Genomic DNA, 14,628 nt, shown 5'->3' on the forward strand with positions numbered 1-14,628 from the left:
ACAAGAAATTTTCAACCTAGTAGAGGCAGGTACATTAACGATAGAGGAAGCAATAAAACAACTTGATGAAGCTCTTGGAATGAAGGTAGATAAAAAAACATTAAGTAAACCAACTAACTTAGATGAGATTTCTAAAGAAAAAGTACAAGAAATTTTCAGCCAAGCAGAAGCAGGTACATTAACGAAAGAAAAAGCAACAAAACAACTTGATGAAGCTCTTGGAATTAAGAGATAAAAGTAAAGTGAGTAGTTCAGTAAGCAAACCAGCGGTAATTAAAGAGAAGGTATAAGCTATTTAACTAGCACGAATAGGTACACTCGGGAGCAATAAGCCAATTTGATGCAGATCAGAATAAGAAGTAAAAAAACAAACTTAAATAAAATACAGTAATATTTGTACTTGAGCTTTCTAAACATCCCTCTTCATAGAGGTTCATATAAACTCCCCCCAATGGAGAAACATTTACTATAGAAAAAACTACACTTCCAATAGCTGATGAAATGTTCTCCTCATACGAAAATCGCTATGTTCCAATAGGTACATAGCGATTTTTTGTGCATTTTTCAATACAATCAAAGAATTGTCCCCTGATGAATGGGATGATAATAAGCTTTATAGAATGACACGTATTACACTCCTGGTACATAGATTTTAGTAAGTGATATTTTACATTGTTTAAAGTAAGATAGTAGTAAGGTATTTCACAATAAACTCAACTAATCTGATTAGTTGAGTTTATTGTTTATATATAAAGCTACTAAAATATTTTAAAGAAGATGTGATGATTAATGGGGAAAATCGCCATTTTGGCAGAGAAACCATCTCAAGCAAGAGCTTATGCAGACGCATTTAAAATTAAACAAAAAGAGAAAGTATTTATTGAATTGGAACCTTGTTCTACTTTTCCTGAAGGTGCAGTAATTACTTGGGCAGTAGGTCATCTTGTTGAATTAAAGGAACCAAAAGAATATCAAAAGGAATGGGAGAAATGGTCGCTTGGATCATTACCTATCATTCCTCAAAAATTTGAAGATAAAGTTGTCTCGAAAATGTATACACAATTTAATGCTGTAAAAAAAATCTTTAATGATCCGCAAATAACAATGATTTATAACTGCTGCGATAGTGAACGTGAGGGTTCAAATATCTTCTACTCACTATTAAAAATGACGAAAGTAAATAAGCCTGTTAAACGATTATGGATCAATTCATTAGAGGTTGAGGAAATTCGAAAAGGTTTTAATAATATGCAAAGTAATGAGCGTGATTTGCTCATGTACCAAGAAGCAAAAACACGTCAAATTAGCGATTGGTTAGTAGGTATGAGTGCGACACGTTAGATAGTGAAAAGCTATCTTATTCCAAACGTGAAGTGAAAACTTTAAATGGAATAAAGTCCTATTTCGAATAGTGGAATGACAGGGTAACGCCTTGAAACGCTATCTTTAATACTCCGACATGCTATGAGTAGAATGTGTAATCGAAAGTGGTGTGAAGCTCGGTGAAGTCGGGTGAAGTATACCGTAGTATTCAATTGAAAAACCGAAAAGGCAATAGAGGTATTGTCCGTATATGATAATCCGGAAGTCGTTAAAAACTTAGTATGGTGAGAATGTGGTAATACACTGACGAACTGGCGAATGTACGTCCCAACGACTGGCCTTGAGAAATCCAGGTTCATCATTTTGTGGTCAAGTAAGAATTCATTCTATGAAAGACCATGCAACGTTAAAGGCGTTGGATAAAATGGTGGGGCATAGTCAGCACCTAACCTAATGTAAGTTAGATAGAAATGGGGCAACGTGGAAAGCTAGAAACGTGGAGAGGACACACTCGTAGAAGCGTTACAAGGGAATACGCAAATAGTGAACAACCTTGTTTAGTTCTAGTGAGAGTAGTGGCATGAGCGTTGATGTTCTTGTAATGAGAACGGAGCAATAGCCACAAGTCAATTTTGTTTAATTATCAGAAACCCTAATCATTTTTCATAGGTTCGTGTAAGACAACTAAAACACGTCCGATAGGAAGTGATTAACTATGAGTAACAAGTCAACAGAGGAACTGAAAGATAGCAAGTTAAGGCATGCCGAATATTATGGCATGACTGATGTGTTCGACACGCTTTATCTCAATAGTTCCAAAAACGCAAACTTCAAGAATCTTATGCAATACATTATTTCTGATGAAAACCTCCTACTTGCGTATCGTAACATAAAACGCAATAAAGGTAGTTATACAGCAGGAATTGACAAGCTATCAATTAAAGACATTGAAAAACTTAGTACCAATGATTACCTAACTATCATGAAAAAACGCTTTGCTTGGTATCAACCTAGGAAAGTTAAACGTGTCGATATACCTAAACCAAATGGCAAAACAAGACCTCTTGGAATAGGTTCGATATGGGATAGGTTGGCACAACAAAGTATTCTTCAAGTACTTGAACCAATCTGCGAAGCGAAATTCAGTGAGCACAGCTATGGTTTCAGACCTAACAGGGCAGTAGAGCAGGCAATTGCTGCCTGTGGTAACAGAATTAACTTCAACCAGTGTCAATACGTAGTTGATGTAGACATCAAAGGTTTCTTTGACGAAGTATGCCATAGCAAACTTATGAAACAACTATGGACTTTAGGCATTAGAGATAAAAAGTTATTAGCCATTATTGGGAAAATGCTGAAATCTCCAATAAAGTTACCTAACGGCAAAGTGGTAATACCAACTAAAGGGACACCACAAGGAGCTGTGCTATCGCCCTTACTTGCCAACATTAACCTTAATGAATTCGATTGGTGGATGTCTAATCAGTGGCAAAACCGTCACTGTAAAGAAATCATCAATCAATATGCTAAAGGTAAAGGTGAAGTGAAATCTAACCACTACCGAAAACTTAGGTCAAGCACGTCACTTAAAGAATTCTACTATATCAGATATGCAGATGACTTCAAAATCTTCTGTAAAGACAAAAACACTGCTGAACGTATATTAAATGCTAGTAAGTTGTGGTTGGAGGATAGACTTAGGCTACCTATTTCGACCGAAAAGTCAGGAATTACGTACCTACGGACGGAACGAAGTGCGTTCTTAGGGTTTGAGATAAAGGCTGAAAAGAAAGGCAAAAGGTATGTCATGCACACACATGTGTCGCAAAAGGCTATACAAAGTATCAGATTTCAACTGAAAAATCAGTTGCAAGCTATTCAAAAAAGCCCAAATTCAAATAAAACGATCGCAGAAATTAGTAGATACAACGCTTTAGTGATAGGTATTCATAATTATTACGGAATTGCTTCACACATATCAATTGATTTTAAAGGTATCCACTACTCTATTATCAAGAGTATGAAAAACCGTCTACGTGGGTTAAGCAAAACAGGCGAAATCAAAACCAAAGATAAAGGTATTCATAGATACATAAAATCTAGTAATATGAGATTTCTATGTGGTAGTCCAATCATTCCCATTGGATATGTGAAGCATAGGAAACCTATTGGTAAAAAGAAAAGTGTATGTAAGTTTACCCCTACGGGGAGGGCTGAAATACATAAAAACCAAACACTAGTACCTGAATACGTACTTCAATGGTTACGAGAGAATCCTGTTATTAACGATAGAGCAACGATTGAATATAATGACAACAGAATATCTAAATTTGTCGCTCAACACGGTAAATGTGCAGTATCAGGGCGTGAGTTACTCTTCAATGAGATTCACTGCCATCACATCACACCTTACCATGTGTCCAATGATGATAGATATAACAATCTAGTGATTGTTCATAGTGATATTCATAAATTGATTCACACCAACGAAGCAATAATCATTAATTCAATGTTAAACTCGTTTGACTTAAACCAAAATCAATTAGAGAAAATCAACAAATTCCGTTTAAAGATTGGTAATAAGGCTATTCAATGCCAAACAATTTTATAAGATGAAAATGATATTTTGCGTATCAAAAACGTTACTAGATTAGGGGAAACTAAGATAAGACAAAATTGAGGGAACGCCGTGTGCGGGGAAACTCGCACGCACGGTGTGGAGCAGGGGAAAAGATGGAGATAACTTCAAAGTCTTACCTATTGCTATACTGTAGTCGCCTATATACTCTACTTTTACAAAAAAAAGGCTTTAAGGGTAGTATCTCCATCGGACGTGTGCAATCGCCAACCGTATATTTAATTTATAAAAGACAACAGGAAATCGAACATTTCAAGCCTGAAAATTTTTATGAAATTGAAGGGGTTTTTAAAGCACAAAATGGTGCATATAAAGGGAAGGCAAAGTTAAAAACAAAAGAGCGTGCAGAGGCTGTGCAATTATTGCAACAACATGGGGTTGAACCGATGGATACGGGTCTAATTACGAGTGTAACGAACAAAACGAAGCGTATTGCACCACCCAAACTACATGCATTATCAACATTACAAGCCAACGCCAATAAACGTTGGAAATACAGTCCGTCGCATGTGTTGAAACTTACGCAATCACTTTATGAGAAAAAGCTCGTTTCTTACCCACGTACCGATTCACAGCTCATTACACATAATGAGTTTGCTTATTTAAATGAATCATTGGCAAAATATCAGCAGCTCGTGGGAAAGTCATTTAATGCGATAAATCGAGGGAATAACAAACGCTACGTCGACAGTGCCAACGTTGGGGAGCACTATGCTATTATTCCAACGAAAAAAGTGCCGACAGAAAAAGCGTTACAATCAATGAATGCTGATGAACGCAATATTTATTTCGAGATAGTCAATACGACACTTGCTATGTTCCATCAAGATTATGAATACGATGAAAAAACGATTTTAACGAATGTCAAAAAAATAGAGTTTAAAACGGTAGGGAAAACAGAACTTGTAAAAGGTTGGAAAGAATTGTTTTCAAGTGAAAGAGAGTTAAAGGAGCGTGAAGAGTCGTTACCTATCGTTTTCCAAGATGAGATGGTACAAAGTAAGATTTCTATTCTAGAAGGCACGACAACTCCTCCTAAACCTTATACCGAAGGGCAACTTATTACGATGATGAAAACATGCGGTAAATCAGTTGAGGATGAAGAGGAAATCGAGGTGCTGAAATCGATTGAAGGTATTGGCACAGAAGCAACTCGGAGCGGCATTATAGAGACGATTAAAAAGCATGGATTTATTGAAGTACGAAAAAACATAGTGAGCATTACGCCTAAAGGGGCGCTTTTATGTCGGGCAATTGAAGGGACTTTACTTTCAAGTCCATCTATGACAGCAAAATGGGAAATTTATTTAAATAAAATTGGTCGTGGGGAAGGCTCTGCAAAACATTTTATTGAAAGCATAGGTAAGTTTGTTAATCAATTAATAGCGGAGGTACCTAACCAGATAGAGTCACTTACAATTGAAGCTGAGCAGTTTAAACCAGCTACTGTGAAAGATATTGTGACGTGTCCAACCTGTAAAGTAGGAAAGATAGGTTTGCGTAAAAGTTTTTACGGTTGTTCGAATTATAAAAATGGTTGTAAGCAAACGTTCCCAGGAAGGCTATTAGGAAAAAAACTAACTGAAAAGAACATTAATGATTTATGTAAGGTTGGTAAAACAGCTGTGGTTAAAGGGTTTAAATCAAAGAATGGTAAACAATTTAACGCGTCACTCCGTTTGGTAGAAGGAAAAATTGAATTTGAGTTTAATGAAAAGTAAAAGCGAATACTTTAGCTGGAAGATGGAGTTTGCTGAAAATAAGGATTAAAAGTTAAGTATAGTTTTTGAAGGGTATCTCAATCCTAAGTAATTCCAAAATGAAAGTAGGATAGCGTGTTCGATATAGAGCATGCTATCCTATTTTTATGCGAAATAGATATAATAATCAGATATTCAAAAAAATGACTATGTGCTGTCGTGTTTTTATTCGTTAGAATATAAAACCCACAGCGATGGGCGCAGAGTTACTATAAATTTATAAAAGGAGAAATGTGATGACTACAATTAGAGAAATTGGAAGCTTATGTGTTACGGATAGTGATGGACTCATTATTAACGATTCAGATTGGAATAAAATCAACCCTATTTTTCTTCCTGTGATAAACGATGTGGTTCATACGTATTCCACCCTTCTTCAAGATGACTTCCATAGTGTATACATAAGGGGATCCATTCCAAAAGGAATAGGTATTGAAGGAGTAGCTGACTTAGACACAATAGCGATTACTAAGCAAAACCCTAATAAACTGCAGTTAAAGCGGATAAAAGAAGTGGAACAAGAATTAAATCAAAAACATACTTGTGTAGATGGTATTGAACTAAGTGTTTACTGCAAAGAAGATCTTTTAAATACGTCATCATTTTCTATCATTAGTTTCATACTCCAAACTCATGGAATATGTGTGTTTGGAGAAGACTTAATACCTCAATTACCTAGATATAAAGCGAACGATGCTTTAGCAAATGACCATCTTATTCATTTACATGGTCAAATTAAAAATGCCTGTGATGATCTTCAAGATAATTCGGATATAGAGGATATTAAAGATTGTTGCAAGTGGATTATGAAAATTATAGTAAGAGCAGGGTTTGCACTTGTCATAACCAAGGAAAACACATATACAAGGGATTTATACCCCGCTTATAAAGTGTTTTCTAAATATTACCCTGAAAAGGAAGGCGACATGAGAAAGGCACTTGAATATGCCATAACACCCATAATAGATACAAACCAATTGTTATCGTTTTTAAATGAATTTGGAACGTGGATGGTTAGTGAAGCTGATAAATGGCTACAATGCTATAACCCTAATAGAGAATTAAACATGATAATAAAATAACTTCCGAAATCAAATTCTCGTTAGCTACCTCAAATGGAATTAGTGTTGTTTTTTAGCCTTTAAGAAAAAGGTAATCACATCATCATATGTGATTACCTTTTATATTTAAGTATTTACTTCATATTTACGATAGTTAAAAAATACATTAAGATGGATCATTTTCTACTTATGTTGTTCTACTATTGCGCCCGATCACTTTTGTTTATTGATTTGACTTTAAATTTTTTCCAATATATTGGACGATTTTGCGAAGTTCAGTAGATGTTGGGCGTCCAAATGGACTTGTTTGTTTTTGTTGATATAATAGTTGTCCATTTTCATCAACTAGGAAATAGGCTGGCTCTCCGTGCGTGCCATGATCCTCATATGGGGCATCTTCACCATGATAAAAAACATCATATGCTTGTAATGTTTTTAACTCTTCATCAGCTAAGACGGTAAAAGTAAGGTTGAGCTCATCAACCATTTTCTTTAAATTATCTAACTGATCCGTTGAGATGGTAATTAGATGTACATTCTTGCCTTCAAAATAACTTTTGCTTTCTTCAAGCTCTTTTAATTCATGAATACAAGCAGGGCACCATGATCCTCTGAAAAAGATAATAAGATGCCAACTTTTATGCTGGCTTTGATGGGATACAAAAGAGAATTCTTCTCCATTCACTGCTGGAAGAGTGAAATCAGGTACTTTGTCACGCAAATTAAATGTAGGCATACTACTTATCCTCCTTAAAATTGAAAATCTAATTACCACTTTGTATTATTTCCTATTTTAAATTAGATATGTATACCCAAATTACCGAGGATCATTGGAGGTGAATTTTCTTCTCTAACAATTTTTATGTCATTCGTACTTTATTGGAAATTATTTATGTACCCAAGCACATTGTCATTGTTATTTTGACATTTATAAGCATACTTTATTGTTGGATTATTTAAAGACAATATGGCAAACTGAATACGAAGATAAATCGCAACATGATCCATCGGCACCTAAGGACTAAAGTATCTTTATTATGGAGATGTTCCACTAGGAAAACTAATAAACTAGTTTTTAATACGATAGTTAGGCCGTAGAAATATTGGAGGTAGAAAAATTGAGCAAAAGGAGATCAGTTGGATTAGAGTTTCGTACATTATCGCTTTTAATGAGAAGACAATTGGACCATACACTTTTGGAAAAAGAAAACCTTACTGCCATGCATGGTTGGACGATTAGTTATCTTTACAAAAACCAAGATAAAGATGTCTTTCAAAAGGATTTTGAAAGAGACTTTTCTATTCGTAAATCAACAGCTTCTAGAACACTAAAAACTATGGAAAATAATGGTTTGGTCACAAGGCAATCTGTTCCCTATGATTCAAGACTTAAAAAAATTGTATTAACAGAAGACGCGCTGAAAATACATGACAGTATCATGACTCGTAGAGCGATTCTTGAACAAAAATTACTAACAGGTATCCCGGAAGAGAAACTTGACGTTTTTTTTGAAGTAATGGATGCTATGAAAGAAAATATAGAATCTTGAAGAAGATGCTATATTGAAGCTTTTTACGACTATATAGTTAGCGTGCTAACTAAAATGAGGGGGACTGCGAATATGTTGAAAATATTTAAATACTTAAAACCGAAAGAATGGACGCTTATTATTGCTAGTATTGTGTTCATTGTAGGTCAAGTTTATTTGGATTTAAAGTTGCCGGATTATATGGCTAAAATTACAACCCTTGTACAAACAGAGGGCAGTAAAACGAGCGAAATATGGGCAGCTGGAGGGAAGATGCTTTTATGTGCCCTTGGCAGTATGATATTGGCAGTCATTGTTGGGTATTTTGCGGCAAGGGTAGCAACATCTCTTTCAAAGGAATTGCGAAAAGGCGTATTTGACAAAACTTTATCTTTTTCTATGGAGGAGATTAATGGTTTTTCAATCGCAAGTCTAATTACTCGTTCTACTAATGATATAACGCAAATACAGCAGACTGTTGCAATGGGTCTTCAAGTCATGATTAAGGCTCCTATCCTTGCAGTATGGGCTATTTTGAAGATTACCGGGAAAAGCTGGGAGTGGTCAGTGGCAACAGGAGTAGCTGTCATTGTTTTACTTATTTTGATAGGCAACCTGATCATCTTTGTGATACCAAAATTTAAAGTCGTTCAAAAAATGACAGATAATCTTAACCGAGTAACAAGAGAAAGTTTAACTGGTATTCGTGTTGTTCATGCGTATAACGCACAACAATATCAGGAAGAAAAATTTGAAAAAGTAAATAAGGATTTAACGGATACAAATCTTTTCGTGAACCGACTTATGGCCCTTATGCAGCCGGGGATGGGTCTGATTATGTCAGGTTTAACTCTTTCAATCTATTGGATTGGAGCGCATTTAATTAATAATGCAGGGGTTATGGATAGAATCGGTATATTCAGTGATATGGTCGTATTTTCATCTTATGCAATACAGGTAGTTATGGCATTTATGTTATTATCAATGACGTTCATTTTACTGCCAAGAGCAGCAGTATCTGCAGCGCGTATTAATGAAGTGCTAAATACACCTCAGACAATTATTGATGGAGAAAAGCAATCGTCACCTAAGGGGATCAAAGGTGAAATTGAACTGCGTAATGTTAGCTTTAAATATCCTAATGCAGAGGACTATGTTTTAGAAAATATTAGCTTTACAGCACATAAAGGGGAAACTGTCGCTTTCATCGGTTCTACTGGTAGTGGTAAGAGTACGCTGATTAATTTACTCCCAAGATTTTACGATGCAACTGAGGGTGAAGTATTCGTCGATGGCATTAATGTAAAAGAATATGCACAAGAAGCTCTCCATAATAAGATTGGTTACGTTTCTCAAAAAGTCGTACTATTTTCAGGTACAGTAAAATCTAATGTTGCCTACGGTGGTAACGGCCAGACTCCATCAACAGATGAGGAGATTAAAAAAGCGGTGGAAATTGCCCAAGGTAAAGAATTTGTGGAGAACATGGATGACCAATATGAAGCGGCTATTGCTCAAGGTGGTACAAATCTTTCAGGAGGACAAAAACAACGTCTTTCTATTGCAAGAGCAGTGAATAGAAATCCAGAAATCTTTATTTTTGATGATTCATTCTCAGCTCTAGATTATAAAACAGACCGTCAACTTCGTTCTACCTTGAAAAAAGAAACACAAGGTGTAACCACTTTGATTGTGGCACAACGAATTGGAACGATTAAAGATGCTGATAAAATCATTGTTCTTGATGAAGGTAAAATCGTAGGTATGGGGAAACATAGTGAATTATTGAAAACTTGTAAGACTTATCAGGAAATCGCTTATTCTCAGCTATCGAAGGAGGAGTTGGACAATGAGTAATAAACAAACAAATAAGCCCCGAAGAGGTCCCGGTGGCCCAGGTCATATGGCAGCTCCTGGAGAAAAGCCTAAAAATTTTAAAAAGCCTTGGGGAAAGTTGATTGCCTATTGTAAACCTTACTTACCAGCGATTCTTTTTGCACTTGTATTGGCAGTTGCAGGAACCATTTTTACGATCATTGGACCCAATAAGCTTAGTGAGATAACTGATTTGATAATTGATGGCATTAAAGGTGAGATTGATATTACGGCAATAGGAAAAATTGGTCTGCTCCTTGCTATTTTGTATGGATTGAGTTTTATTTTCAATTACATTCAGGCGTTTATTATGGCTACTATTACACAGCGAGTTTCTAAAAGGTTACGTACAGATATTTCGAACAAAATCGATAAATTACCGTTGAAATACTTTGACTCAACATCGTATGGTGATGTGTTAAGTCGTGTCACGAATGATGTAGATATGATTGGTCAGTCTCTAAATCAAAGTATTGGTTCGTTAGTGACAGCAGGTGTTATGTTCTTCGGATCATTGATTATGATGTTCTATATTAATGTTACGATGGCTCTTTCTGCCATTGCTGCAACTTTCGTTGGATTTGTATTAATGACCTTTATTATATCCAAATCCCGAAAATACTTCGTACGCCAGCAGCAAGACCTTGGTAGAATAAATGGCCATATTGAAGAAATCTATTCAGGGCATGATGTCATGAAAGTTTATAACGGTGAAAAAGCAGCGAAGCAAGAATTTAATGAAATCAATGAAAGTCTTTTTAATAGCGCTTGGCGCGCACAGTTTATGTCGGGCATGATGATGCCTCTCATGATCTTTATTGGAAATTTAGGTTATGTTGTTGTTTGTGTCGTAGGGGCTGCACTTGCAGTGAAAGGTTCCATTACATTTGGTGTTATTGTTTCATTTATGGTTTATATCCGACTATTTACACAACCATTGGCTCAGTTAGCACAGGCAGCTACAAGCTTGCAGTCAACTGCCGCAGCAAGTGAACGTGTATTTGAGTTCTTACAAGAAGAGGAGCTTAAAGATGAAAGTGATAAGAAAGCCACTTTAGAAGCCAAGGATGTTAAAGGTAATGTGAAATTTGAAAACGTTAAGTTCGGGTATACGAAAGAGAAACTTATTATTAAAGATTTCTCTGCTCAGATAAAAGAAGGTCAAAAGGTTGCCATTGTCGGACCTACTGGGGCTGGGAAAACGACGCTTGTTAATCTTCTCATGCGTTTCTATGAAGTAGATAGCGGGGAAATCATGATTGAGGGCGTACCAATTAAGTCGATTACTCGTAAAAATGTTCACGATTTATTTTGCATGGTGCTGCAAGATACTTGGCTATTCGAAGGTACCGTTAAGGAAAATATCGTTTATAACAAAGATAATGTAACCGATGAAGAAGTAGTTGCAGCTTGTAAGGCAGTAGGTTTGCACCACTTTATTAAAACCTTGCCGAAAGGTTATGACACAGTTTTAAATGATAATACAAGTTTATCTGTAGGACAGAAACAGCTCATTACGATTGCAAGGGCAATGATTAAAAAAGCACCATTACTTATTTTAGATGAGGCTACTAGTTCCGTTGACACGCGTACTGAAGCACTTATTCAACAAGCAATGGATAAATTGATGGTGGGAAGAACATCATTTGTGATTGCACATCGACTTTCAACTATTAAAAATGCCGATTTGATTTTAGTGATGAAAGACGGAGATATTATTGAAAGTGGTAATCATGAAGAGCTGCTAGCAGAAAAAGGATTCTATGCGGATCTATACAATAGTCAGTTTGAAAATGTTTCTTAAAATTGAATGCTATCTATTCACTTTTGGTTACTAAGGCAGTGTGTAGCTTCGTAAAAAAGATTGATAATAATCACCTCGTTAGATTTTCTGTGAGGTGATTTTTTTATTGGATATTTATGTTAAAATCGATTTTGAGATTGTGAAGAAATGTACTTAAATGAACGGCGCAGTTAGTTCGAAAAATACTCTATTATTCTGGTGAAATGATAGTTAATAATTAAGACCAACAGGAGGCAGATCATGAACGAGAAAGAACTTTTTGTTTATCATATCGTTACTAGAAATAAAATGAGCACAGGGCAGATCATTAACTTTGACAAGAACCAAAAAAACACCTTATATAGCTTCTTTTTTGAAAGGGAACAATTAAACTCTAAGGGTGAAGACTTTATTAAAATTTTATACGGTCATTATACAAATGAGGGCATGAACATTAATAAAGAGAATACCGAAGTAGCTATTAAGTATGTAGGACAAACAATCAGAGCCATTAGAGAAGTAGTGGTAGAAATGGTTAGACTACAAGAACATCCTGAATATCCTTCAAGATTGTCTTGCTTATACACTGCAAAAAGCTATGAAGACGCTTTGAAATGGAAAGAAATATTTGATTCATACAATCGTAATGTTTTACAGATTGTTAAACTTCGAGTTATTGGGAATTATTTTGAAGGTGATGCAAATCTTTTACCAAAGGAGGATGGGGTTCCGTTTTCTCAAAAAATTGAACAAGCTAGAGAATATTGGAAGGGTAAGGTTAAAAACGAGCTTACAGAAATTTTAATAAACGGAAAAATTGAAGTGGTAGAAATTGTTCATGATTTTTCATCTTGATTTCTGGAAACTCGTAAAAGGCATGTGCTGTGATACGGGATTTGTTCGATTATCGGGCGCGTTGATCCAAAAAGGATTAACGCTTTTTTGTTGAACTAACGATGAAGTTTAGTAGAGTAAGTATTTATTTGTGACAACATACTAATGAGTTGCGAATTAAGGGAATAGGCGAAATAGGAGTATTAGTTTTTGTTCGTGGAAATAATAGGATAACAGAGGTCGGATGTAGAAATTATAAATATTTGACAAAATGAAGGAGGTTCATAATGAACAAATTCAGTTTATTTGAGAAGTTTACGATACAAGAGGGCGAACGTGACAAAATGGTAGATATTTTGTTAGAAGCAGCGGAATCAATGAAGAATCTTGATGAATGCGAGATATATTTCGTAAATGTTTCTGAAAGCGAACCAAATTGTGTTTATGTTTATGAAGTGTGGAGTAATGATAATGCCCATCAAGCGTCGCTAACGCTTGAAGCTACACAAACATTAATAAAGAGTGCAAAATCAATCATTACTGGAATGGAGAGAATCAGCACCCTAAAAACAAAGGGTGGTAAGTGCATTCCATCGAATTTTAATTAAGCTAACGAATGTAAGAATCTAGATCAAAAATGATAGTCTTCAGCTCTTTTTTCTTATTGTGGTTCAACTAATGATTTTATTATATTATCAAGGTAACTAATGTAAATGGTTACAGGAGGGATTAATATAATGAGTTATAAAAATACTTTTATTAAAATTTCAGAGGATTCGGAAGTTAATTCAGCTATTACACCTCTCCCAAGAAATAACAAACCTACTATAGCTTCAATTGAATATGACTTAATCAGTAATAACCCTTACAAATATACGCAGGAAGATGTACAGTTTCAAACCTATTTGATTAAAAACCAAATTAAATCAGATCAATTAGATGAATCCAGAGAACATTTTTTCCAAAAACCTAAAGCGTGTTTTAGAGCTTCACCATTGGTAAAGAAATATGGGTGGGGAATACATTACGATGATGAAGGAAAACTTGCAATATATGATGTGAATAGTGAAGGGTACGAGCAATTTCTCAATTCGGATAATATCACTTTATTAAAAGGTATGCGTTCTAAACGGAGTGGAAAATAACGAAAGAATTAACGACTCTTTTATCTGCCTTGAGTTAATACAAAAGATTCGTTACACATTCCGAGACTAATGTACAGTGGAACAATCCCTTCATCTTGAACTTACGTGGCAGTTTAGTTTAATAAAGACTGATATAATAAATAAATTGCCATGTATAAAAATCAAAGGGAGGGATGCATGTGGAAAACTTTGGAGATGTTTTACCTAGAAATAAATCTGATAATGATAGAGTAGAAATGATTAAAAAAATGGATAGAGATAAAATATTACCTTTACTGCCTAACCTTCTTGAATGGATTCAAGATATGAATTGGCCAGTAGCACCAAGTGTATTAGAATTACTTTTAACTTTTCCAGAAGAAATTGTCCCACATGTGCAAGATGTTTTATCTTCAGATGACGAAAACTGGAAGTGGTTTATTTTAAACTTTTTGGTTATTGAATTGCCAGTAGAGTCAAGAGCTCAGTTTAGAGGGTATTTAACAAGAGTTGCTGAAACACCTACACATAATGAACTCGCAGAAGAACTTGATGAAGTCGCAAAAGAGATTTTGGAAACAATCTAAAAAAATCCCCTTTTTTTAGCTAACGCAGCAGATTAGTTAAAGAAGTACTTAGAAAAAGAGACAGTACCGATTTTGGGTACTGCCTCATTTTCTTTCATACAATTACAACTGCAA

Annotated in this window: 12 protein-coding genes and 1 pseudogene; 12 read left to right on the forward strand and 1 reads right to left on the reverse strand. The window is 35.2% G+C overall.

The features are described 5' to 3' along the window. The 5 genes and pseudogenes from ACQKN2_RS01755 to ACQKN2_RS01775 form a co-directional block, all read left to right on the forward strand. Positions 1 to 235 (forward strand): annotated as a pseudogene (locus ACQKN2_RS01755) (hypothetical protein); the annotation flags it as partial. Between the two features lie 554 nt (positions 236 to 789). Next, positions 790 to 1,341: a toprim domain-containing protein gene (locus ACQKN2_RS01760; protein WP_427413393.1), complete on the forward strand. Its 552-nt coding sequence runs from the start codon at positions 790 to 792 to the stop codon at positions 1,339 to 1,341. Between the two features lie 697 nt (positions 1,342 to 2,038). Continuing rightward, positions 2,039 to 3,934: a group II intron reverse transcriptase/maturase gene (gene ltrA / locus ACQKN2_RS01765; protein ID WP_427413394.1), complete on the forward strand. Its 1,896-nt coding sequence runs from the start codon at positions 2,039 to 2,041 to the stop codon at positions 3,932 to 3,934. 122 nt (positions 3,935 to 4,056) lie between these two features. After that, complete coding sequence (locus ACQKN2_RS01770; RefSeq protein WP_427413395.1) at positions 4,057 to 5,682, forward strand: DNA topoisomerase; 1,626 nt, start codon at positions 4,057 to 4,059, stop codon at positions 5,680 to 5,682. A 275-nt stretch (positions 5,683 to 5,957) separates the two neighbouring features. After that, a complete protein-coding gene (locus tag ACQKN2_RS01775) occupies positions 5,958 to 6,803 on the forward strand; it encodes a nucleotidyltransferase (protein WP_427413396.1) in 846 nt (281 codons plus the stop codon). A gap of 202 nt (positions 6,804 to 7,005) precedes the next feature. Here ACQKN2_RS01775 and ACQKN2_RS01780 read toward each other — a convergent pair whose 3' ends face one another. Continuing rightward, complete coding sequence (locus ACQKN2_RS01780) at positions 7,006 to 7,518, reverse strand: peroxiredoxin family protein (protein ID WP_427413397.1); 513 nt, start codon at positions 7,516 to 7,518, stop codon at positions 7,006 to 7,008. Between the two features lie 382 nt (positions 7,519 to 7,900). Here ACQKN2_RS01780 and ACQKN2_RS01785 point away from each other — a divergent pair, with 382 nt between their 5' ends. From ACQKN2_RS01785 to ACQKN2_RS01815, 7 genes are all read left to right on the forward strand, one after another. Continuing rightward, positions 7,901 to 8,332, forward strand: coding sequence for a MarR family winged helix-turn-helix transcriptional regulator (locus ACQKN2_RS01785; RefSeq protein WP_427413398.1), 432 nt, complete (start codon positions 7,901 to 7,903; stop codon positions 8,330 to 8,332). A gap of 72 nt (positions 8,333 to 8,404) precedes the next feature. Then, on the forward strand, positions 8,405 to 10,168 hold the full coding sequence (locus ACQKN2_RS01790) for an ABC transporter ATP-binding protein (protein ID WP_427413399.1): 1,764 nt from the start codon (positions 8,405 to 8,407) through the stop codon (positions 10,166 to 10,168). After that, the gene (locus ACQKN2_RS01795; protein ID WP_427413400.1) at positions 10,161 to 11,990 is read left to right on the forward strand and encodes an ABC transporter ATP-binding protein; all 1,830 of its coding nucleotides are present in this window, start codon (positions 10,161 to 10,163) and stop codon (positions 11,988 to 11,990) included. The genes ACQKN2_RS01790 and ACQKN2_RS01795 overlap by 8 nt, the downstream gene beginning before the upstream one ends. A 240-nt stretch (positions 11,991 to 12,230) precedes the next feature. Then, positions 12,231 to 12,824, forward strand: a complete 594-nt coding sequence (locus tag ACQKN2_RS01800) for a DUF2441 domain-containing protein (protein ID WP_427413401.1) — start codon at positions 12,231 to 12,233, stop codon at positions 12,822 to 12,824. A 266-nt stretch (positions 12,825 to 13,090) separates the two neighbouring features. After that, positions 13,091 to 13,411 carry a putative quinol monooxygenase gene (locus ACQKN2_RS01805; protein ID WP_427413402.1) on the forward strand — a complete coding sequence of 107 codons (321 nt, stop codon included), beginning with the start codon at positions 13,091 to 13,093 and terminating at the stop codon, positions 13,409 to 13,411. Between the two features lie 129 nt (positions 13,412 to 13,540). Beyond that, positions 13,541 to 13,948 carry a DUF6157 family protein gene (locus ACQKN2_RS01810; protein WP_427413403.1) on the forward strand — a complete coding sequence of 136 codons (408 nt, stop codon included), beginning with the start codon at positions 13,541 to 13,543 and terminating at the stop codon, positions 13,946 to 13,948. 173 nt (positions 13,949 to 14,121) lie between these two features. Continuing rightward, a complete protein-coding gene (locus ACQKN2_RS01815; RefSeq protein WP_427413404.1) occupies positions 14,122 to 14,514 on the forward strand; it encodes a DUF5071 domain-containing protein in 393 nt (130 codons plus the stop codon). Positions 14,515 to 14,628: the final 114 nt, after the last annotated feature.

This window comes from Lysinibacillus sp. NPDC093688 (genome assembly GCF_050280145.1).
GTDB lineage: Bacteria > Bacillota > Bacilli > Bacillales_A > Planococcaceae > Lysinibacillus > Lysinibacillus xylanilyticus_B.